Consider the following 22,236-nt stretch of genomic DNA (forward strand, 5'->3'; position numbering starts at 1 on the left):
CAGCGACAAAAGCCCACTGGTCTTGCCTGGGCTGCCAGCGTAATCTCGCGCTATGCGCCTGCTGATCCCCTCCCTCCTGCTGTTGCTGCTCGCCTGCCTGAGCCCGCTGGCACAGGCGGAACGCTTGCGCATTGTCAGCGACGACTGGGCGCCCTACCTGTTCCAAGCCAACAACCAGCCCCAGGGCATCGACTACGAAGTGACCAACGAGGTGTTCCGACGCCTGGGCATCGAGGTGCAGTGGCAGTTCCTGCCTTGGCGGCGCTGTCTGGCCATGGTCGAGCAAGGCCTGGCGGACGGCGTGATGGATATCTTCCAGGTCGAATCGCGCCGCGACTATCTGGTCTACCCGAACGAACCAATGTCGCAGGTCGAATTCGTCCTGTACCAGGCTCGCAGCCGACCACACCCGGTACAGCGCCTGGAAGACCTGGCCGGGCTGACCGTGGGCACCTCGCCGGGCTACGCCTACAACCCCGCCTTCAGCGACTCGCCGCTGTTCCGTCGCGAATCGGCCCCCAGCCATGAAGCCAACTTTGGCAAGCTGATGCGCGGGCGCATCGACCTGCTGGTGACCGATCGCCGTCTCGGCCACTACCTGAGTCGGCAACTGGGCATCGAGCACGCCGTCGAAGCGCTGCCGCTGGTAATCAGCCGCCACCCACAGTACCTGGGGCTGGCCCGCAAGCCTGGGCGCGAGGCCCTGGCCCAGGCCTTCGCCGAGGAACTGCGACGCTTCAAGCAGGAACCGGCCTATGCCGCGATCAGCACCCGCTACCTCGGCCAGCAGGATTTTCCTTTCGCCGTTGAGCAGCAGGAAAGCGGCACACGCTGATTGCTCTGTTATACTCGAGCCTTCCCGCCCGGCTTACGCCCGGACGCTCGGCCTCGCCATCGGCATCTCGACCCGCAGCAGCGCACCCCTGGTGCCCGCCCGCCGCCTCCAGGATGCGTAGTGAACGCCCAGCTGGACCGGACGCGATCGCATCCCACCGATGCCCGTCGCGCCAGGCAGAACACCCCATCGGGCCCAGCCCCCACGAGAACAGGATTGCCCATGTCCTTTGCTTCCCTCGGTCTCTCCGAGGCTCTTGTCCGCGCTATCGAGGCTGCGGGCTACACCCAGCCAACCCCGGTGCAACAGCGGGCGATTCCCGCCGTGTTGCAAGGTCGCGACCTGATGGTCGCCGCCCAGACGGGTACTGGTAAAACCGGCGGCTTCGCCCTGCCGATCCTCGAGCGCCTGTTCCCGGGTGGCCACCCCGACAAGTCGCAACGCCACGGCCCGCGCCAGCCGCGCGTGCTGGTGCTGACGCCGACCCGCGAGCTGGCCGCCCAGGTGCATGACAGCTTCAAGATCTACGCCCGCGACCTGAATTTCATCAGCGCCTGCATCTTCGGCGGCGTCGGCATGAACCCACAGGTCCAGGCCATGGCCAAAGGCGTCGACGTACTGGTCGCCTGCCCGGGCCGCCTGCTCGACCTGGCCGGCCAGGGCAGCGTCGACTTGTCTCGCGTCGAGATCCTGGTGCTGGACGAAGCCGACCGCATGCTCGACATGGGCTTCATCCACGATGTCAAGAAAGTGCTGGCTCGCCTGCCGGCCAAGCGCCAGAACCTGTTGTTCTCGGCGACCTTCTCCAAGGACATCACCGACCTCGCCGACAAGCTGCTGCACAACCCCGAGCGCATCGAGGTCACGCCGCCGAACACCACCGTCGAGCGCATCGAGCAGCGTGTCTACCGCCTGCCGGCCAGCCACAAGCGCGCGCTGCTGGCGCACTTGATCACCCTGGGTGCCTGGGAACAGGTGCTGGTGTTCACTCGTACCAAGCACGGCGCCAACCGCCTGGCCGAGTACCTGGAAAAGCACGGCCTGAGCGCCGCCGCGATCCACGGCAACAAGAGCCAGAACGCCCGCACCAAGGCCCTGGCCGACTTCAAGGCCAACACCGTGCGCGTGCTGGTGGCCACTGATATCGCTGCCCGCGGCCTGGACATCGACCAGTTGCCCCACGTGGTCAACTTCGAACTGCCCAACGTCGAGGAAGACTACGTTCACCGTATTGGCCGTACCGGCCGCGCCGGTCGTTCGGGCGAGGCCATCTCGATGGTCGCCCCGGATGAAGAGAAGCTGCTCAAGAGCATCGAGCGCGTCACCAAGCAGCGGATCCCGGACGGCGACCTGATGGGCTTCGACGCTTCGCAGGTCGAAGCGGAAAAGCCGGAAGTACGCGAGCGCCCGCAAAACAACGGTCGCGGTGGCCGCAACCAGCAGCCGCGCGGCGAAGGCAGCAAGGACAGCGGTGGTCGCAAGGACAAGGGCAAGGACAAGGGCCGTAACAAGCCTGCGGCCGAGAAGCCTGCCGAGAAGGAAAAGTCCGGCGACAAGCAGCAAGGCCAGCAACGCAAGCCGCGGGACAAGAAACCCCGCCAGCAGCAGTCTGCCCAAGGCCAGAAGGCCATGCCAACGGTACCTGCCGACCGTGACCCGGAAGAATTCCTCGACGACGACGTCGACAACTTTGGTAACCGCGCCGACTACGTCAGCCCCTACCAGAACGCCAAGAACCAGGGCCGCAATCGCCGTCCAGGTGGCGGTGGCCAGGCTCAAGGCCAGGGGCAGCGCAGTGGTGGTGGCCAAGGCCAGGGGCAAGCCCGTGGCACTGGCCAGCAGCGTCAAGGCCAGGGTGGCGACAAGCGTCCGCGCAACGGCGGCGGCAATGGCGGCGCCCGTCGTGACAACAATGCCGGTCGCAACCGCCGTGACGACTCGGCCCGCCAGGAACCGGCAGTGCGCAACCCGCGCGAGTCGCAGAGCGCGCCGGTGATCATCCGCAAGGAATCCAAGCTCGACCGCTACCCGACGCCCGAGCAACTGGACGACCTGCCAGCTCGCCCACGCGGCGAGCGCCCGGCCCTGCTGACGCGCAAAGGCTGATTGAAACACCGAGGGGCTGTTATGCAGCCCTTTCGCGACACAAGGCCGCTCCTACAGGTACTGCGCTCCGCCAAAGGGCTGCGCTGAACTTGTAGGAGCGGCCTTGTGTCGCGAAAGGGCCGCGTAGCGGCCCCTCGGTCGTTCAACTAACGCGGATTACTTCTGCTTCACGCCTTCGACACTGATATCCAGATCCAGGGTTTGCGAAGTCGGGCCTGGGCCTTTGATCCCGAAGTCGTTCAGGTTCAGCGTGGTCTTGGCGTTGAAGCCGGCGCGCTCGCCACCCCACGGATCCTTGCCCTCGCCATTGAACACGGCCTTGAAGGTGACCGGCTTGGTCACACCGTGCAGGGTCAGGTCGCCGGTCACGTCGGCGGTCTTGTCACCGGTCGACTTGACACTGGTGGAGACGAACTTGGCATCCGGGTACTTCTTCACATCGAGGAAGTCTTTGCTGGCGATGTGCTTGTCACGCTCGGCGTGATTGGACCACAGGCTGGCAGTCTTCAGGTCGACGCTGATCTTACTGGCTTCAGGCTTGGCGCTGTCCCAGGTGAAGTTGCCGTCGAAGTCCTTGAAGGTGCCATGGATGAAGCTGTAGCCCAGGTGGCTGATCTTCCAGTCAACGAACGCGTGCTGACCTTCCTTGTCGATCTTGTACTCGGCAGCCATGGCCTGGCCAGCGGAGATCAGAGCGGTACCGAGCGCCAGAGCGGCAAAAGTCTTTTTCAACATCCTTACTTCCTTCCTTTGCAATTGAGGTTGAGATTCAAGCTTTGCGGCCCAGCATGCGGGTGAGGGTCGCGTCACGGTCGATGAAATGGTGCTTGATGGCGGCCAAGGCGTGCAGCACGGCGAAAATCACCAGGCCCCAGGCCAGCCACAAGTGGATAACGCCAGCGGTATCGGCCTGGTCAGGTAGGTCACTGACCAGCGCAGGCACTTCGAACAAGCCGAATACAGGTATACCCACACCGTCGGCGGTGGAGATCAGGTAGCCCGCGGCCATGACCGCGAACAACCCCAAATACAGCGCCAGGTGCCCCAGCTTGGCGGCCAGGCGCGTGGCCTTGCCGTGGTTGACCGGCGCCGGTGGCGGCGGGCTGACGAAACGCCAGAGCACGCGCAGCAGCATCATCGCCAACAACACCAGGCCAATGCTCTTGTGCAGATCAGGGCCGGACTTGCGCCATGGGCTGTAATAGTCCAGGCCGACCATCCACAGCCCCAGGCCGAACAGGCCGAAGACCGCCAGCGCCACGCCCCAGTGCAGGATGATGCTGACCAGGCCATAGCGAGAAGATGAATTGCGCAGTTGCATGTTGGCGTATTTCCCCGTGAAAGCTGTGCACAAGACTAGCGCGTAACTTATCGAATAAAAGCGGAAAAAATTGCTTCGGATGATCGAGAAATCCGATATTAAGTCTGCAAGCTTCCTATTAAGGAAACATTAACGATAGACGTTCAAAGGGGAGATGCCAGGACCCGATCGCGGCCAAGCCCGCTCCCACCTCGAGAGGTGGGAGCGGGCTTGGCGAGCTGGCAGCTATCGATCAGTTGGCCTTGGCCTGGGTATTGACCACAGCTTTCTTGGCAGGCTCACCCTTGGCAGTGGCCTTTTTCGCCGGTACTGGCTTGGCCGCAGGTTTATGCACAGGCTTGGCCGCCGGTTTATGCGCGGCGGCAGGCTTGGCCGGCGCGACCTTGACCGGTTGCTGCTGGACCACCGGTGCCGGGGCCACGGGCGCAGGCGCCGCAGCAGGTGCCGGCGCGACCTCTTCGGCCTTGGCGATCGGCGCGGCCTTGGCCTCGGGCTTGTCGCTCGCCCCGAACAGGCGCGAGAAGAAGCCTGGTTTGTCATCCTTGGCCGCCTCGGCCTGGGCCGGGGCCTTCTTGGCAGAGCCTCCAAACAGCTTGGAGAAGAACCCACCCTGGTCTTTCGCCGCTGCGGCACCGACAGCCGCCGCCGCTACCGGTGCGGCCTTGACCGGATCGAACGACTTGCCCGCGGCCAGCTCCTGGACCTGCCCGGCGGCGCGCTGGCCACTGCGCAGGGCGCCTTCGAGAGTACCGGGATACAGCGCATCGGTGTGCTCGCCGGCAAAAGCGATGCGCTGCACCGGACGCTCCCACAGGCGCCAGTACTTGCTGATCTGCCCTGGGCCGAAGGCCAGGTAGGCGCCGCCCATGCCGGCGTCGGTGCTGTAGCGACGCACCTCGTAGCCGGTGAAGGCGCCCCGGGCCTGCGGGTAGAAGGCATGCAGGCGGATCAGCACCTGGTCGACCATCTGCTTGTCACCGAACGCCTGCAACAGGCGAGCGTTATCGCCGGACAGGTTGATCACCACGTTAGCCCCGCCCTTGAGCGCAGGCTCGATCCACAGCATGCCCAGGCCAGTGTTGCTGAAAATTTCACCGGACATCCGCGCGCGGCTTTCCCAGACCGGGTTCTTGAACTTGAGCATCAGCTGGTCGCGCCAGCCGTAGTTGGTGCCTTTGAGCGCCGCCAGGTGCTGGTTGTCCAGGCCTGGGGTCATCTGGATCTTGGCCAGCGCGCGCAGGGGCACGGCCATGACCAGGTAATCGGCCTGGTAGCCCACCGCGCCGACCTTGACGGTCACGCCATCCTTGTCCTGGACAATGGAAGTGACCGGCGAGCTGGTCTTGATGGTCTTCAACTGCTTGACGAAGGCCTGGGCCAATACAGGGCTGCCGCCAGGCAGGCGCGCGGCGCGCAGGTCACGGTCGCTGACATTGCGGTAGACGCGGTTCTGCTGGGCGAAATACAGCAGCGACAGGCGCGATGGCTCGTCATAGCGGGTACGGATCTGCTGGTTGACCAGCTGACGAGCGGTGGCGGGCAATTGCAGCTTGTCGAGCCAGGTGGAGACGTTCATCTGGTCGAGAGCGAACAAGGTGCTGTTGGCCGCCGGGTTGAGCGGGTCGTCGATCGAGCGGGCCAGGTCGTCGAGGGTCTTCTCGTAACGCTTGAGCGCCTCGGCGGTGGCTGGCTGCTTGGCGGCCAGGTCAGCGGCGCTGAAGTACTCGCCGTCGATCAGGTAGCCGGGGGTCCGCACGAACTCCGGCGCCGGCAAAGTCGCAACCTTGAACTGCTGCAAATAGCGGTTGAGCACCGGCTGGGTCTTGTCGTTGCCTATCCATTCGCTGGTGGCCAGGCCCGAACGCCCACCCATGCCTGACTTGGCCTCCAGCAGGGTCACCTGCCAGCCCTTGTTCTGCAGCTCATAGGCCGCCGTCAGGCCCGCCAGGCCACCACCGACGACGATTGCCGTCTTGTCCTTGGCCAGCGCGGCACCGCTGGACACACCAATCAATACCAACGCGCACAGGCGCACCCAAGCAGCAGCCATGATGGCGAACTCCGGTTGTAGAACGACAGAAAGATCGGGGAAGAACGCCCCGGGAGAGATGCGTTAAGAATACGTCACCCTCGCAGACCCTGCCAGCGCAGTGACATCAAGTGCTTTTGGCAACTGGTAATTTTGTCAGTTGCCCACTCGCCGCTTGGCTAGCAATCTGGGCAGGGCCCCATCAGTATCGGACTCATCACCGTGAGCCAAACCGCGCACGCCTTATCATCAAGACATGACTGGAACCGCTCGACGGGTTGGAAAATCTCGACCCAGGGGGATGTGCTATGGTCGCACTACATGACAGCACAGGGTGAGCGCGCCGTTCAGCTCACACTTACCGGTGAATGCGACGTCACCATCGACTTCCGCCGCCCCGTGCACGATCTATCGCTGGATACGAAAATTTGTCGTTTTGGCGCGCAAGTCGTGCATGCCTACTGGCTGACTTTTTTTGACGGTGACAATGTCTTTGTCCCCAGCCCCACCCAGTTCGGCCACCACCTGCACGAACAATCCAGCCCCCTGTGCAGCCTGACCCTCTCTACCGGCCCGCAATCGACCGTGCACCTGCGCTCCCTGCAATGGTCACCGCTGCGTCTGCATTGAGCGGTTATCCAGCGGTTGTCCTGCCCTCCGGCTTTGCTTAGGCTTACGCGGTCAAACTCGCCGTAACGCCAGGAGCAAAGCCCATGGGCCTCAACGATCAGTGGATGCAACGCGACCTCAAGGTCCTGTGGCACCCCTGCACCCAGATGAAAGACCACGAACAACTGCCGCTGATCCCGATCAAACGCGGTGAAGGGGTCTGGCTCGAGGACTTCGAAGGCAAACGCTACCTGGACGCCGTCAGCTCCTGGTGGGTCAACGTGTTCGGCCACGCCAACCCGCGGATCAACCAGCGCATCAAGGACCAGGTCGACCAGCTCGAACATGTGATCCTCGCCGGTTTCAGCCACCAGCCGGCGATCGAACTGTCCGAGCGCCTGGTGGCGATGACGCCGGCCGGGCTGGACCGGGTGTTCTACGCCGACAACGGCTCGTCGTGCATCGAAGTGGCGCTGAAGATGAGCTTCCACTACTGGCAGAACACTGGAAAGCCGCAGAAGAAACGCTTCGTCACCCTGACCAACAGCTACCACGGCGAAACCATCGCCGCGATGTCGGTGGGTGATGTGCCGTTGTTCACCGAGACCTACAAGGCCCTGCTGCTGGACACCATCAAGGTACCCAGCCCCGACTGCTACCACCGCCCTGAAGGCATGGGCTGGGAAGAACATTCGCGCAACCTGTTCGCCGCGATGGAACACACCCTGGCCGAACACCACGAGACGATCTCGGCGGTTATCGTCGAGCCGCTGATCCAGGGTGCCGGCGGCATGCGCATGTACCATCCGGTGTACCTCAAGCTGCTGCGCGAGGCCTGCGACCGCTACGACGTGCACCTGATCCATGACGAAATCGCCGTGGGCTTCGGCCGTACCGGCACGATGTTCGCCTGCGAACAAGCCGGCATCCGTCCGGACTTCCTGTGCCTGTCCAAGGCCCTGACCGGCGGATACCTGCCGCTGGCGGCCTGCCTGACCACCGACAAGGTGTACCAGGCCTTCTACGACGACTACCCGACCCTGCGCGCCTTCCTCCACTCGCACAGCTACACCGGTAACCCGCTGGCCTGCGCCGCGGCGCTGGCGACCCTGGATATCTTCGCCCAAGACAACGTGATCGAGGCCAACCAGGCCCTGGCCGCGCGCATGGCCAGCGCCACCGCGCACCTGGCCGACCACGCCCATGTCGCCGAGATCCGCCAGACCGGCATGGCCCTGGCCATCGAGATGGTCCAGGACAAAACCAGCAAAGCCGCCTACCCGTGGCAGGAGCGCCGCGGCCTGAAGGTCTTCGAGCACGCCCTGAGCCGCGGCGCGCTGTTGCGCCCGCTGGGCAGCGTGGTGTATTTCCTGCCGCCATACGTGATCACCCCCGAGCAGATCGACTTCCTCGCCGAGGTGGCCAGCGAAGGCATCGACATCGCCACCCGCGATAGCCTCAGCGTGGCGGTGCCGGCCAACTTCTACCCCGACTTCCGCGACCCAGGCTAAACCCCATGCCTTTACGCCGCCTCCTGTAGGAGCGGCCTTGTGTCGCGAAAGGGCCGCAGCCCCGGCAGTTTCTGCCGCGAAGCTGAAAACCTGGGGCTGCTGCGCAGCCCTTTCGCGGCACAAGGCCGCTCTACAGGAACGATGCCTTCATCAGATTCCGAGTAGCCCCATGAGACTTTCCCGCTTTTTCATCGACGCCCCCTTGAGCCTCGGCGAGCACGACCTCCCCGAAGCCCAGGCCCACTACATCGGCCGCGTGCTGCGCATGGCCGCCGGCGACGCCGTGCAATTGTTCGACGGCAGTGGCCAGGAGTTCCTCGGCCAGTTGCTGGAGGTGGGCAAGAAAAGCGTGCGCGTGCAACTCGACCAGGCCTTGCCAGGCCTTGCCGAGTCGCCGCTGCATATCCACCTCGGCCAGGGCCTGTCCCGGGGCGAGCGCATGGACTGGGCGATCCAGAAAGCCACCGAACTGGGCGCCAACCTGATCACCCCGATCGTCAGCGAACGCTGCGAGGTGCGCCTGAAGGACGAACGCGCCGACAAGCGTCTGGCCCACTGGCGCCAGGTGGCGATCAGCGCCTGTGAGCAATGTGGCCGCTCGACCTTGCCGGTAATCCAGCCGCCGGTGACCCTGGCCGAATGGCTGAAAAGCACCGAGGCCGACCTCAAGCTGGTCTTGCATCCGGTGGCGGCGCCGCTTACCAGCCACGAGCAACCGACCAACCTGGCGTTCCTGATCGGCCCCGAAGGCGGCCTGAGCGACGCCGAGGTCGAGCAGGCCAAGGCCGCTGGTTACCATGCCGCGCGCCTTGGCCCCCGCGTGCTGCGCACCGAGACAGCCCCGGTGGTGGCGCTGTCGGTGGCACAGCAGCTTTGGGGAGATTTCTGACCCGCCACCCGCCTATGCCAGGGTTTAGCTCGGACTTTTCCGAAAAACTCATGCCAAACAGCCACTGGCAGTTTTGCCAGTAGCGCCCGGCAGGCCGCTCTCATAAGGTTCCCGATTGTGGAAACTTCCGGAAGTGGCGGCGATGAGAATGTTGACCTTGCTTGGGTTCCTGGCCGTTTGCGTGCTGACCGGCCTGCTATTTTTCGAGCGCAACACGCTGGCACTGCAGCCCGGGCCGGCCCCCTGCAAAGCGGACGCGCCCTGCCCTGCAGTGCAGCCCCACGAGCAAAAACTCGCGTTGTGCAAGGCCGCGATGAAGCAGCGCGGACATGACGGTAAACCCAGGATGCACTTTGGCTTCTGCTACATCGACGCGCTGACGCCAGGGCTGCACGCGACGCTGCTCGCAGGTGCCCAGGCGCTCAGGCCACCGCCGGTGCTGGAGCAGTACGTCGGCCTGGCGCTGGCGGACTTCAACCGCGAGCACCCGGCTGCCGACCCGGCCACTATCGACAGCACACGCCAAGCACTGATCGCCGAGTTCAACGCCCTCTGGCCCCTGATCAAGACAGACCCCACCCCCGAAGCGCCTGCGCAAGGCGGTCACATCGTCCAGACCCTGCGGCGGTTCAATGAGCACTGGTGGAGCGAGCACGCCGAACGCTTCCATGACCACCTCAGAACCACCCAGCGCTTGTGCCAGAGCCACCCGAACAGCTGCGTGATGGGGAATTACAACTGACCTGGCCCTGAGGACCGGTCAGGATACGTAGAAAAACACCGCCACGAAGTGCATCAGGCTGCCAGCGATGACGAACAGGTGCCAGATGCCGTGGGCATGGCGCAAGCGGCTGTCGAGGGCGAAGAAGATGATGCCCACGGTGTACAGCACTCCGCCACTCGCCAGCCAGACAAAGCCGGCGGTACCGAGCGAACGCAGCAACGGCTTGACCGCCACCAGCACGATCCAGCCCATCACCGCGTAGATGACGATCGACAGGATCCGCGCCTCGGAACGTGGCTTGATCTCCTGCAGCATGCCGATCAGCGCCAGCCCCCAGACCACCCCGAACAGGCTCCAACCCCAGGGCCCGCGCAGGCTGACCAGGCAGAATGGGGTGTAGCTGCCGGCGATCAGCAGGTAGATCGACAGGTGGTCGAGCTTGCGCATGACCCTCTTCGCCCGGCCGCGGGTGCTGTGGTAGAGGGTGGAGATGCTGTAGAGCAGCAGCAAGGTGGTGCCGTAGATGGAAAAACTGACGATCTTCCAGGGATCGCCCTGCAACCCGGCCACGACGATCAGCCAGATCGCGCCAATACAGGCCAGGACAGCACCGACCAGGTGGGTCCAGGCATTGAAACGTTCACCGTAGTACATGCAAGCACAGACCTCCCCCACAGCCTCAAGTTTCAAGCTACAAGCGTCAAGAAAGAGCAGATCGCATACACGAGGGTCCTGCCCGCGCGGCCAACCTGCCCTCATCAGCTTGCCGCTTGAAGCTTACAACTTGAAGCTAGCGAAGCTCAGCTTCGCGCACCATCCGCTCCAACCCCGCCAGGTCCGGGACCCGAGCCACCTGCTCGCCCACCTGTACCGCCGCCAGTTCCAACGCGGCCAGGGGCACGTCCACGTAGTTGAGCTGGCTGTCGAGCTTGCACGAACGCGGAATGTCCTGCAGCAACACCGCCAGAAAACGCAACCCGGTATCGCCCAGGGCATTGAGCACGACGATCCGCGCCCGCTCGCCACAGAGGCTCTGCCCGCCGCAGGCGGCCTCGAAACCGATCAACGGCAAGCGTTGCTGGCGCCAGTCGACCCAACCCAGGTGCCACTGCGGTTCGCCCGCCTCGCAGGCAATGGCGCGATGGCCGATCAACTCGGCCACCGCCACGTTGGGCAGCACCAGCGTGCGGTCGCCCAGCGGCAACAACAAACCGGTCAGGCTACTGCGTTGGCCGGCGATATGTTCAAGCATGGTGCTGGCTCCAGTGGGCGATGCTCTGCAACAGCAGCGACTCTTGATACGGCTTGCCCAGGTATTCGTTGACGCCAATGGCCATGGCCCGCTCGCGGTGCTTCTGGCCGGTGCGCGAGGTGATCATGATGATCGGCAACTGCTTCAAGCGCTCGTCACGACGAATTCGCGTCGCCACCTCGAAACCGTCCATGCGCGGCATCTCGATATCCAGCAGCAACACATCGGGGCGATGCTCCTCGAGCAAAGCCATGGCATCTAGCCCATCCTTGGCCGTCAGCACGCTCATGCCGTGGCGTTCCAGCAAGCGGCTGGTGACCTTGCGCACGGTGACCGAGTCGTCCACCACCATCACCAGCAAGGGCCGCCGTGGCGCCGGGCCGATCAGCGCACGCTGGCTGTCGAGCGCGCCGGGCAGGCGCGCCAGGCGACGCTGCTGGCCACGCAACTGGCCGAGCAGGTCGAGAATCAGCACCACCCGGCCATCACCGAGCAGGGTCGCGCCAGACAGCCCCGGTACAGCGGCGAACTGCGGCCCCAAGCTCTTGACCACGATCTCGCGGCTTGGCGACAGGCTGTCGACTTGGATGGCGAACGACTGCTCGTGGGAGTGGGTCAGCAGCACCGGCAAGGGCACGCTCAGGCCCAGCAGGTTCGGCTGGCCGCCGCCCTGCAGCAACTCGCCGAGGTAGCGCAGCGCGTAGTCGTGCCCGGCGTAGGTGTAGCGCGGCGGATCCAGCCTGTAGCAGGCCTCGAGCTCGGCCGGCGGCACCCGGACGATGCCTTCGATGGTGTTCAGCGGGATGGCGTACTGTTCGTCGTCGACATGCACCATCAGCGCCCGGTTCACCGATACGGTGAACGGCAGGCGAATCAAGAAGCGCGCGCCCTTGCCGGGGCTGGACTCGATACTCATCGAGCCACCCAGTTGCTTGACCTCTTCGTGTACCACGTCCATGCCCAGGCCGCGCCCGGAGATCTGGGTGATCTTCTCGGCGGTGGAGAACCCCGGGCGCAGGATGAACTGCAGGATCTCGTGGTCACTCAGGCGCGCCTGCGGATCGAGCAGACCGCGTTTGATCGCCTTTTCGCGCACCGCCGTCAACGGCACCCCGGCACCGTCATCGCTCATTTCGATGACGATGTCGGCGCCTTCGTGCAGCAGGTTCAGGTGGATGGTGCCCAGCTCCGGCTTGCCAGCCGCCAGGCGCGCCTCGCGGGATTCCAGGCCATGGTCGACGGCATTGCGTAGCATGTGCTCCAGGGGGGCGACCATGCGTTCGAGCACGCTGCGGTCCAGCTCGCCCTCGGCGTTGCCGACCACCAGTTCGACCTGTTTGCCCAGCTCGCTGGCCACCTGCCGTACCACCCGCTGCAAGCGCGGCACCAGGCGCTCGAACGGCACCATCAGGGTGGCGGTCAGGCCTTCCTGCAACTGGCTGTTGACCCGTGCCTGCTGTTGCAGGAGGTTGTGCGCCTCCTGGGTGCGCTGGAGCAGGGTTTCCTTGAGGTCGAGCAGGTCCGAGGTGGACTCGAACAAGGCCCGCGACAATTGCTGCAATTGCGAATGGCGGTCCATCTCCAGCGGATCGAAGTCGTCGTAGGCGTCACCCTCGAACTGCTGGCGGCTGGAAATTCGCCCCTGGGTCTCGATATCCAGGCGCAACAGCTGGTCGCGCATGCGCTCCAGCGTGGTTTCCATTTCATTCAGGGCGAACTGGGCATCATTGACCTGTTGCTCGATGCGCCCACGGATCACCGAATGCTCACCGGCCAGGTTGCCCAGGTCGTCGAGCAACTCGGCGTCGACCTTGACCATGTCCCCGGCGCGTTCCGTCGCGGCGGCCGGCACCTCGGCGGGAGCGGCCTCGGCCTGGGGCTGGGTGGTCGCGCTGTCGGTCAAGGCGGCGCTGGAGAAGTTGCGGATGTAGTCGATCAACGCCGCAGCGGTATGCAAGGGCTGATCCAAGCGGACGGCATCGAGCATGTGCGCCAGGCGGTCGTGGCAGTTCTGCAGCAGGCTGAACAGCGCCGGGGTCGGCGGCAGGCGCCCGGCGGCCAGCAGTTCGTAGAGAAATTCCAGCTCATGGGCCAGGTCGCCAATCGCGGCGATCTCGACCATGCGCGCGCCGCCCTTGAGGGTGTGCAGGTCGCGCAGCAGGTTTTCCACCTCCACTGTGCTGCGCGGGTCGGCCTGCCAGCGCGCCAGCGATTCGGCGGCGCTCTCGACGATGTCCGAGCTTTCCTCGAGGAAGACTTCCAGCAGTTCCTTGTCGCCCTCGGCGCTCTGCTCATCGTCCAGCGCTTCGGGCTGGCCCGGCGGCGGCGCATGATGGCGAAACTCACGCAGCTCGCCGAGCAGCGCCACAGCCGACAGTGGGGCATGGCCTTCGCCCAGGCTGTGCAGCATCTCGGCCAGCGCGCCATGGCTGCGGCGCAGCAGCTCGAACAGTGCCGGGCTGGCGCCCAGGCGGCGGTCGACCAGGCCCTCGTAAAGCAACGCCAGTTCCTGGGCGAGCACTTCGATGGCGCCGATCGCGGCCATCTGCGCGCCGCCCTTGAGCGTCTGGATATCGTGCTGCAGCGTGGACAGCGCCGAGACGCTGTCCGGGTCGTGCTGCCAATGCTGCAACGCCTGGTTGGCGCCATCGAGGATATCGCCGGCTTCCTCCAGGAACAGGTCGACCACCGCCGGGTCGGTCAGGTCGCCCAGCGGTGCCAGCGGCGTCACCCCCTGGGCACCGACCACGCCCATGGCAGTAGGGTCGAGGGCATCGTCAAGCAGCCCATGCAAGGCCGCCAGGCATTCCGGGCGGGCACTGAGGTCCTGGCCGGCGGCCACTTCGTCGAACAGGTCGAACAAGGCCTCGTGGGACTGCCGGGCCACCTCGAATATCCGTGGGGTCACCGCCAGGCTGCCCTCCTCCACCGCGCCATACAGGTCGAGCAAGCCTTCGCAGATTTCATCCACCTGCCACAGTTCAGCCTGGTGCGCGCCGTGGCCGAGGGTGGTCATTTCGTCGAGCAGCATTTGCAGTTCATGGTGCTGCGCCGGCTGGGCCTGCCAGTTGGCCAGGCGGGTCTCGGCGTCGAGCAGAATGTCCATGCCCAGGGTCAGGAAGCTGGCGATCATCTGCGGGTCACGCCGCTGCCGGCGCTGCGGATGGCCCTCGGTCTGATGCTGGGCGAGCCGGGCATCGACCACCTGACCGACCTGCTCGATCAGCGCCGCGGCCCCCGGAATCGGCGCCAGCGGCGTGCTGCCCAGTTGCGCCAGGCCAAGGTGGAACAACGCGCGGGCGGCCTCCAGCAGTTCGGCCTCGACCACCTGCAGGGGCAACTGGTGGCCCTTGTATTCGCGTACCAGGCGGTCAAGGGCGGTGGCCAGCTCCGCCACCGGCATCACCCCGGCCATGGCGGCGCTGCCCTTGAGCGTGTGCAGCGCACGCTGCAAGCCATCGCTGACCGGCGTGCCGCGGGCGTCGAGGCTGTGCAAGAAGGCGTCGAGCCCGGCCAGGTGGCCCTGGGCCTCGTTGCGGAAGATCTCCAGCAACTGCGGGTCGAGGCCGTCGATATTGGCGCTGGGCGGCACATCGTTGCGCGCAAGCGCATGCAGGTGGCCGGCCAGTTGTTCAATTTCGCGGCTCGCCGGCATCTGCCCGGCGGCGAAGTCGGCCAGTAGGTCGGGCAGGCGCACGAATACCTGCTGCAACGCCACCAACCCTTCGGGGCTAAGCAGGATGCGCCCTTCGAGCACCCGGTTGAGCAGGTGCTCAGCGCCCCAGGCCAGCTCCGCCACGGCCTCGGCATGCACCATGCGACCGCTGCCCTTGAGCGTGTGCAGGGCCCGGCGCACCTCCACCAGCGCCTCGCGCAGGTCGTTGTCGGCGCGCCAGCGCAACCAGTGCCGCTCGATCTCCGGCAACAACTCGCCCGCCTCTTCGAGAAACACCGCACGCAGCTCGTCGTCGATGCCGTCCAGCGCTGGGGCGTCAGCGGCCGTCTCCACCCGCTGGCACTGCACACCCAATGCGCCCAGGCTGGCATGGGCCATGTCGATGAAACCCTGGGCATCGGCAAGCGGATCGGCCACCTGCCATTGCAGCCAGGCCTCTGCGGCACTCAGGGCATCGGCCAGGTGCGCCAGTTCATCGGGCAGCGGCTCGTCTTCCAGGTGCACCAGCCAGCCCTGCACGTAACCGGCACAAGCACCGAACACTTCGCCGGCCACCGGCAGCATCAGCATCGCCAGGGCCCCGCGCACCTGCTGCAACAGGCCGGGCAAGGCCTGCAGGCGCTGACGCGACCAGTCCGACTCGAGGCAGTCGCCAATCAGGTCCTTGGCCTGCTGCAGGACATTGAGCGATTCGTTGAGCACCAACTGGCGGATCTCGGCCAGATCGGAGCCCGGCAGGTTACCTGGGGTGGTCTCCTCAAGTGGGCCGACCATGCCATTGAGGGTGGCCTCCACGTACAACAGCGCCCCGGCGACGTCCATCAGCACCGCCTCGTCCACCGCGCCGTCCTGCTCGACCAGGGCTTGCAGCGCCAGCACCTGGTCGATGATCACCCGCCGCGGCTGCTGAAACCCCAGCACGGCCAAGGTATCGGCGACATGCCGCAGCGGCGCGAGCAGTGCCTGCAGCGGCTCCTTGGGCGGGCGTTCGCCGCCGACGAAGGGGTCGAGACGGTCCTTGATGCGCATCAGGTCGTCACACAGCGCCATCACCACCGAGCGCAAGGCATCACGACCGGGGCCGGCCTGCATGTGCTCGCGCCAGTTGCCCAGGGACAGGTCAAGGTCGGCCAGGTCCGCCGACCCGGCGATGCGCTGGCCGAGTTCGCCGAGCAGGCTGGCCTGGGCCAACGGCTCGGCGCCGCGGCAGGTGCGCAACTGGTTGAGCAGCGGCAGCACCACCAGTGGCAGGTCGTGCCGCGCGCCGCGCAAGCGGTCCAGGTACGGCGGCAACTGCTCGAGGCCGCGGAACAGCGCACCCAGGCAGTCGCCGCGCGGACTCACCTGGCCATCGGCGATGGCCCGGGCCAACAGCTCAAGTTCTTCGGCCAGGCGCGTGGCCCCAGGCAGCTCGAGCATGCGCAGGCAGCCGTGCACCAGGTGCAGGTTGTCGACAAAGAACGCCAGCAACGACAGGTCGCCCGGCTCACCGGAAAAACGCTCCAGGGCCTGACGGGCCTGCCCCAGACAGTCGAGGATCGGCGCCCGGGCCCAGGCCAGGGCGACCGTGTCGTGACGCGCGTGGTGCAGCGCGGTTGCCGTCATGCCCGCGCCCTCACGACCGCTCTGCCGGTTTTGGCAAGGTGAAACCGGACACCGAGCGGCGCATCTCGCTGGCCATGCGCGCCAGGTGACGAATGCTGTCGGCGGTGGCCCCTGAGCCGGCGGAAGTTTGCGCGGTGATTTGCTGGATCACTGCCATGGTGTGGGAAATCTGCCCGGCGGAAGAGGTTTGTAGCTGGGCGGCGTCGGAAATGCTGTGGATCAGCTCGGCCATGGTCTGCGACACGCCCTCGATCTCGGCCAGGGCCACCCCGGCGTCCTGGGCCAGGCGCGCGCCGCGTACTACCTCGGCGGTGGTCTGCTCCATGGAGATCACCGCCTCGTTGGTATCGGCCTGGATAGTGCGCACCAGCGCCTCGATCTGCCGGGTCGCCGAGGACGAGCGCTCGGCCAACCGCTGCACCTCGTCGGCGACCACGGCAAAGCCGCGCCCGGCCTCGCCGGCCAGCGAGGCCTGGATCGCCGCGTTGAGGGCGAGGATGTTGGTCTGATCGGCAATGTCGTCGATCAGACTGACAATATCACCGATCTCCTGGGATGACTCGCCCAGGCGCTTGATCCGCTTGGCGGTGTCCTGGATCTGCTCGCGAATGTTGTCCATGCCATGGATGGTATTGTGAACCACTTCGTTGCCCTTGTTGGCGATGGCCACCGAACGCTCGGCCACCTTGGCCGACTCGTAGGCGTGGGCCGACACGCGGTCGATCGACTCGACCATGTCGCCCACCGCCTCGGAGGCTTCGCTGATCTGCTCGGCCTGGTGCTCTGACGCCTTGGCCAGTTGGCGCGCGGTGTTCTGCGTGTCCTGCACCGCGGCGGCCACCTGCTCGGCGCTGTGGTTGATGGTGGCGACCAGGTCGCGCAACTGATCGACCGAGTAGTTGATCGAGTCGGCGATGGCGCCGGTGAAATCCTCGGTGACCGACACGGTGACCGTGAGGTCGCCGTCGGCCAGCTCCTCGATCTCGTCGAGCAGGCGCATGATCGCCTGCTGGTTGCGCTCGTTCTTTTCTGCCGTGTCGCGCAGCTGGCGACTGGTGGCGCGCACCATCACCAGGCCGATGAGGATGATCGAGGCCAGCGCCAGCAGGCCCAGGACATAGCCGCCGACGGTATCCAGGGTACGCCCGCCGGCCAGGTTCTCGAAGCCGTTGGCCAAGTGCGAGGCTTCATCGAGCAGGGTTTGCGACAAGCTGAAGATATTGCTCGCTGCCTCGCGCACCCGGAACAGTTCCGGCGAAGTCTCGAGGATCTCGTCCACGGAGCCGGCGACGAACTGGAACAGCTCGGCGATCTCGGCCAGTCGCGCCCGGGCGTCGGCGTCCTCGACCCGGGTGACCTGCAGGGCCGGGTTGCCGGCGAGCATGCCCTCGAGCACCTGGCCGAAGCGGCTGGCGTCGCGACCAAAGGCATCGGCGGCCTGCACCGAGGTTTCATCGCCGGCCAGCACGGTGTTGACCGAGCCCAGGATGCGTTCGGCCAACAACAACTGGCGCTGGGCCACCGCTACCTGGCTGGCCGGGGCACCGCTCTGCAGCAGGATCTCGACGACCTTCTCGTACTCCACCTGCAACTGCGGCACGGTCTCGGCCAGGGTCGCCGCCACCTGGTGCAACGACAGCACGGTCTGCTCGCTGGCAAGGATGGTGTCGGTGTTCTTGCGCAGGTTTTCCCAATCCTGGCGCACCGCGTCCATCTCGTCGCGCACTGTCGCTGGCGCGGCCGGCAGGCCGGTGGTCTGGTCACCTTCGCGCAAGTAGCGCCAGCGCCGCTCGAAGTCATTGCGTGCATCGCTCAGCAGGCGAAACGCCAGGGCCTTGCCCGCCGCCGCCTCGGTGGCATTCTTGGCGATGCGCTGCGACAGCACGCGCAGCTCGCCGGCATGGCCGATGTACTGCTTGTCGTGGTTGGCCTGGGTGTTGAGGTAGGCGAAGTTGGCGAACAGCAGGACGATCGACAGGATCAGCACCACGAACAGCACGGTGATCTGCGCCGTGCTGCGCGGGCGCTGGGCCACGGCGGCCGGGGACACGGCGGCGGGGATGCTGGCAGTGGGAACAGGCTGGCTCACGAAAAAGTCCTCTACAGCGCCACATCGAGAAAACCCGGCGCCTGGGCCAGGGCGAACGGGCTGAAGATCGCCCAATTGCGTTCACGGGGGAAATGCCCCTGCACGAAGGGCACGGCGGCGCGAATCAGCGGTTGCGGCGGCGACAGCTCGAGGCTGCTCAGGGCAAAGTGCTGCAGGCCCACTACCTCGTCCACCAGCAACCCGGCGAACAGCTCTTCGTGGTCCAGCACCAGCACCCGGCGCTGCTTGCCGGCAGCGGCAGGGCCGAGGCCGAAGAATGCGCACAGGTCCATCACCGGTAACAATCGCCCGCGCAGATTGGCCACCCCGCGGACCCAGGGTTGTACCCCCGGCACCCGACTGCTGCGGGGCTCGCGCAGCACTTCGGCGACTTCACCCATGGGCGCGACGAACCACTGTCCGGCAACACGAAAGCCGATGCCGCTCCATTGTTGCAGGCGGATATCCTGCGGTGGCTGGTCGGCCACCAGCAGGCGGCAGCGCCGGTCGATGTCCAGCAGCAGCTCGAAGGCGGTCAGCGACGCGCCCTGGGGCCGGGTGGTCAAGCCTGCAGCACTTCTTTGAGCTTGGCGATCAGCGCGTCTTCTTCCACAGGTTTGGTCAGGAAGTCGCGGGCGCCCTGGCGCTGGGCCCAGATCCGGTCGGTTTCCTGGTCCTTGGTGGTGACCACGATCACCGGGATGGCGCTGGTTTCCGGGTCCTTGCTCAACTGGCGGGTGGCCTGGAAACCGTTCATGCCGGGCATGACGATGTCCATCAGCACCGCGTCGGGCTTCTCCTGTCGCGCCAGGGCCACGCCGTCGGCGCCGTTGTCGGCCTTGAGCACCCCATAGCCGTGCTTCTCCAGCCATTCGGTCAATCTGTACATTTCTGTCGGCGAGTCGTCGACAATCAGAACTCGGGCCATGCTGTTTCCCCATCAGGAAAAGAGAGACGCCGCCCTGCGTGGGCGGCGTCAGGGTGCGTGTGGATCCTGCGCGGCGAAGCCGGGCACGCAGGCACGGATCGCGTCGAGCAATTCTTCCTTGCTGAACGGTTTGGTCAGGAACTGGTCGGAACCGACCACCCGGCCGCGGGCCTTGTCGAACAGGCCGTCGCGGGAAGAGAGCAGGATCACCGGGGTGTCCTTGAACTCGCTGTTGTGCTTGATGATGGCGCAGGTCTGGTAACCGTCGAGGCGCGGCATCAGCACGTCGACGAAGATGACCCGCGGTTTGTGGTCGACAATCTTGGCCAGGGCGTCGAAGCCGTCACTGGCGGTGATCACCTCGCAGCCTGCCTCGCCGAGCAACATCTGCGCGGTGCGGCGGATCGTGCGGGAATCGTCGATCACCATCACCTTCAGGGGTTGTTCCATAGTTGCGCTTCTGCCTGGGAGCGAATTCGCCAAAAGGCCGTGCAGGCCATGTGCCTGGCCTTTTTAGCACACTCCCGAGGGCCATTCCATCCGCCCGCCCCTTGACCGTGGGCGCGCCCGGCGCCACCCTGAGCCACTTTTTCTTTCGTGCCATCGCGGCCAAGCGCCGCCAAGAGGAACTACCCCATGAGCGTTCGCCTCGGGATTGTCATGGACCCCATCGCGTCCATCGCCTATAAAAAGGACAGCTCGCTGGCCATGCTGCTGGCTGCCCAGGCCCGTGGCTGGAGCCTGTTCTACATGGAGCAGCGCGACCTGTACCAGGGCGAAGGCAAGGCCCGCGCCCGCATGCGCCCGCTCAAGGTGTTCGCCGACCCGGCCCGCTGGTTCGAGCTGGGCGAGGAACAGGACAGCCTGCTGAACGAGCTGGACGTGATCCTGATGCGCAAGGATCCGCCCTTCGACATGGAGTTCGTCTACAGCACCTACCTGCTGGAGCAGGCCGAGGCCGAGGGCGTGCTGGTGGTCAACCGCCCGCAGAGCCTGCGCGACTGCAACGAGAAACTGTTCGCCACCTTGTTCCCGCAGTGCACCCCGCCGACCCTGGTCAGCCGCCGTCCGGACATCATCCGCGAGTTCGCCGCCAAGCACGGCGATGTGATCCTCAAGCCGCTGGACGGCATGGGCGGCACCTCGATCTTCCGTCACCGCGCCGGTGACCCCAACCTGTCGGTGATCCTCGAGACCCTGACCGCCCTCGGCGCCCAGCAGATCATGGCCCAGGCCTACCTGCCGGCGATCAAGGATGGCGACAAGCGCATCCTGATGATTGACGGCGAGCCGGTGGACTACTGCCTGGCGCGTATCCCGGCCAGCGGCGAGACCCGTGGCAACCTGGCCGCCGGTGGCCGTGGCGAGGCCCGTCCGCTGAGCGAACGCGATCGCTGGATCGCCGCCCAGGTTGGCCCGACCCTGCGCGAAAAGGGCCTGCTGTTCGTTGGCCTGGACGTGATCGGCGACTACCTCACCGAGATCAACGTCACCAGCCCAACTTGCATCCGCGAGATCGACGCCGCGTATAACACCAACATTGGCGGCCAGTTGATGGATGCCATTGATCGCAAGCTGCAGGCGCGCTGACCGAGGACAGGTGGCAAAGCCGCGCAGTGGGGTATGATGCCGGTCCCTCTCGACTGAACCACTGCCCCGCCTCGCGGTTGCTGGATACCCGATGACGTTGCCCGCCGATATTCCCGCCGACCTGCTGCCACCGCGCATTCGCCCGGTGGACCGGCTCGGTTTCACCCTGTTCCTGGCTGCCGTGGTGCACCTGGCGTTGATCCTTGGCGTGGGCTTCACGGTGGTCAAGCCGGCCGATATCCGTCACACCATGGACATCACCCTGGCCACCTTCAAGAGCGAGAAAGCGCCCGAGAAGGCCGATTTCCAGGCCCAGGACAACCAGCAGGGCAGCGGCACCCTGGACAAGAAGGCGCTGCCCAAGACCACCGAGGCCGCGCCGTTTCAGGACAGCAAGATCAACAAGATCACCCCGCCCCCGGCCGCCCGTCCGGAAACGCCGCCGGCGCCCGCCAAGTCGGTGGTCGCCACCCAGGCGCCGAAACCGCAGAAGGTCGAGCCCAGGCCGAAGGAAAGCAAACCGCAACCCAAGCCCGAGACCAAGGTGCCGGCCTTCGACAGCTCGCAGCTGTCCAGCCAGATCGCCAGCCTCGAGGCCGAGCTGTCCCACGAACAGCAGCTGTATGCCAAGCGCCCGCGCATCCACCGCCTGAACGCCGCCTCGACCATGCGCGACAAGGGCGCCTGGTACAAGGAAGAGTGGCGCAAGAAGGTCGAGCGCATCGGCAACCTCAACTACCCCGAAGAGGCCCGGCGTCAACAGATGTACGGCAGCCTGCGGATGATGGTGTCGATCAACCGCGACGGCTCGCTGTACGAAGTGCTGGTGCTGGAGTCCTCCGGCCAGCCGGTGCTGGACCAGGCGGCCCAGCGCATCGTGCGCCTGGCGGCGCCGTTCGCGCCGTTCACCGGCGACCTGGCCGAGTTCGACCGGCTGGAGATCATCCGCACCTGGCGGTTTGCCCGGGGTGACAAGCTGTCGAGCAATTGACGCAAGGCTTGCTTGCCGGTCCCGCGAGGGTCACCGACAGCCACTCGCGCACCTTGTCAGCCTCGCCACCTGGCGCCACAC

Annotated in this window: 18 protein-coding genes; 8 read left to right on the forward strand and 10 right to left on the reverse strand. The window is 65.7% G+C overall.

Translation table 11 applies throughout. The annotated features are described in order from the left end of the window. The first annotated feature begins 52 nt into the window (after positions 1-52). Positions 53-835, forward strand: a complete 783-nt coding sequence (locus E3U47_RS07570) for an ABC transporter substrate-binding protein (protein WP_134690406.1) — start codon at positions 53-55, stop codon at positions 833-835. A gap of 222 nt (positions 836-1,057) precedes the next feature. Then, on the forward strand, positions 1,058-2,941 hold the full coding sequence (locus tag E3U47_RS07575) for a DEAD/DEAH box helicase (RefSeq protein ID WP_177414210.1): 1,884 nt from the start codon (positions 1,058-1,060) through the stop codon (positions 2,939-2,941). 156 nt (positions 2,942-3,097) lie between these two features. Here the strand turns inward: E3U47_RS07575 and E3U47_RS07585 are convergent, their stop codons facing one another. The 3 genes from E3U47_RS07585 to E3U47_RS07595 form a co-directional block, all read right to left on the reverse strand. Further along, positions 3,098-3,676, reverse strand: coding sequence for a YceI family protein (locus E3U47_RS07585; protein WP_134690409.1), 579 nt, complete (start codon positions 3,674-3,676; stop codon positions 3,098-3,100). 34 nt (positions 3,677-3,710) lie between these two features. Next, entirely contained in the window at positions 3,711-4,262 is a 552-nt protein-coding gene (locus tag E3U47_RS07590; RefSeq protein ID WP_134690411.1) for a cytochrome b, read from the reverse strand. A 232-nt stretch (positions 4,263-4,494) separates the two neighbouring features. Continuing rightward, positions 4,495-6,312 carry a flavin monoamine oxidase family protein gene (locus E3U47_RS07595; RefSeq protein ID WP_134690413.1) on the reverse strand — a complete coding sequence of 606 codons (1,818 nt, stop codon included), beginning with the start codon at positions 6,310-6,312 and terminating at the stop codon, positions 4,495-4,497. 300 nt (positions 6,313-6,612) lie between these two features. Here E3U47_RS07595 and E3U47_RS07600 point away from each other — a divergent pair, with 300 nt between their 5' ends. From E3U47_RS07600 to E3U47_RS07615, 4 genes are all read left to right on the forward strand, one after another. Then, positions 6,613-6,921 carry a hypothetical protein gene (locus E3U47_RS07600; protein WP_134690415.1) on the forward strand — a complete coding sequence of 103 codons (309 nt, stop codon included), beginning with the start codon at positions 6,613-6,615 and terminating at the stop codon, positions 6,919-6,921. Positions 6,922-7,004: 83 nt separating this feature from the next. Continuing rightward, positions 7,005-8,411 (forward strand): adenosylmethionine--8-amino-7-oxononanoate transaminase, encoded by a 1,407-nt coding sequence (locus E3U47_RS07605; RefSeq protein WP_134690417.1) that lies wholly within the window; start codon positions 7,005-7,007, stop codon positions 8,409-8,411. A 169-nt stretch (positions 8,412-8,580) separates the two neighbouring features. After that, positions 8,581-9,300, forward strand: coding sequence for a 16S rRNA (uracil(1498)-N(3))-methyltransferase (locus E3U47_RS07610; RefSeq protein WP_134690419.1), 720 nt, complete (start codon positions 8,581-8,583; stop codon positions 9,298-9,300). Between the two features lie 142 nt (positions 9,301-9,442). Continuing rightward, positions 9,443-10,042, forward strand: coding sequence for a hypothetical protein (locus E3U47_RS07615; protein ID WP_134690421.1), 600 nt, complete (start codon positions 9,443-9,445; stop codon positions 10,040-10,042). Between the two features lie 18 nt (positions 10,043-10,060). Here the strand turns inward: E3U47_RS07615 and E3U47_RS07620 are convergent, their stop codons facing one another. From E3U47_RS07620 to pilG, 7 genes are all read right to left on the reverse strand, one after another. Further along, on the reverse strand, positions 10,061-10,678 hold the full coding sequence (locus E3U47_RS07620; protein ID WP_134690423.1) for a hemolysin III family protein: 618 nt from the start codon (positions 10,676-10,678) through the stop codon (positions 10,061-10,063). A 136-nt stretch (positions 10,679-10,814) separates the two neighbouring features. Further along, on the reverse strand, positions 10,815-11,276 hold the full coding sequence (locus E3U47_RS07625; RefSeq protein WP_134690425.1) for a chemotaxis protein CheW: 462 nt from the start codon (positions 11,274-11,276) through the stop codon (positions 10,815-10,817). Further along, a complete protein-coding gene (locus tag E3U47_RS07630) occupies positions 11,269-16,557 on the reverse strand; it encodes an Hpt domain-containing protein (RefSeq protein WP_134690427.1) in 5,289 nt (1,762 codons plus the stop codon). Before E3U47_RS07630 ends, E3U47_RS07625 begins: the two co-directional genes overlap by 8 nt. Positions 16,558-16,567: 10 nt before the next feature. Further along, on the reverse strand, positions 16,568-18,607 hold the full coding sequence (locus E3U47_RS07635) for a methyl-accepting chemotaxis protein (protein ID WP_167659451.1): 2,040 nt from the start codon (positions 18,605-18,607) through the stop codon (positions 16,568-16,570). Between the two features lie 50 nt (positions 18,608-18,657). Next, positions 18,658-19,212, reverse strand: a complete 555-nt coding sequence (locus E3U47_RS07640; protein ID WP_134690429.1) for a chemotaxis protein CheW — start codon at positions 19,210-19,212, stop codon at positions 18,658-18,660. Beyond that, the gene (gene pilH / locus E3U47_RS07645) at positions 19,209-19,574 is read right to left on the reverse strand and encodes a twitching motility response regulator PilH (RefSeq protein ID WP_046853925.1); all 366 of its coding nucleotides are present in this window, start codon (positions 19,572-19,574) and stop codon (positions 19,209-19,211) included. The genes E3U47_RS07640 and pilH overlap by 4 nt, the downstream gene beginning before the upstream one ends. A 48-nt stretch (positions 19,575-19,622) precedes the next feature. Further along, on the reverse strand, positions 19,623-20,024 hold the full coding sequence (gene pilG / locus E3U47_RS07650) for a twitching motility response regulator PilG (RefSeq protein WP_046853924.1): 402 nt from the start codon (positions 20,022-20,024) through the stop codon (positions 19,623-19,625). A 186-nt stretch (positions 20,025-20,210) separates the two neighbouring features. On the opposite strand from pilG, the gene gshB reads away from it, so the two are divergent. Both gshB and E3U47_RS07660 read left to right on the forward strand, forming a co-directional pair. After that, positions 20,211-21,164, forward strand: a complete 954-nt coding sequence (gshB, locus tag E3U47_RS07655) for a glutathione synthase (protein ID WP_134690431.1) — start codon at positions 20,211-20,213, stop codon at positions 21,162-21,164. Between the two features lie 91 nt (positions 21,165-21,255). Then, on the forward strand, positions 21,256-22,155 hold the full coding sequence (locus E3U47_RS07660) for an energy transducer TonB (RefSeq protein WP_134690433.1): 900 nt from the start codon (positions 21,256-21,258) through the stop codon (positions 22,153-22,155). Positions 22,156-22,236 lie beyond the last annotated feature (81 nt).

This window comes from Pseudomonas sp. RIT623, assembly GCF_004519305.1.
In the GTDB taxonomy this organism is placed as follows: domain Bacteria; phylum Pseudomonadota; class Gammaproteobacteria; order Pseudomonadales; family Pseudomonadaceae; genus Aquipseudomonas.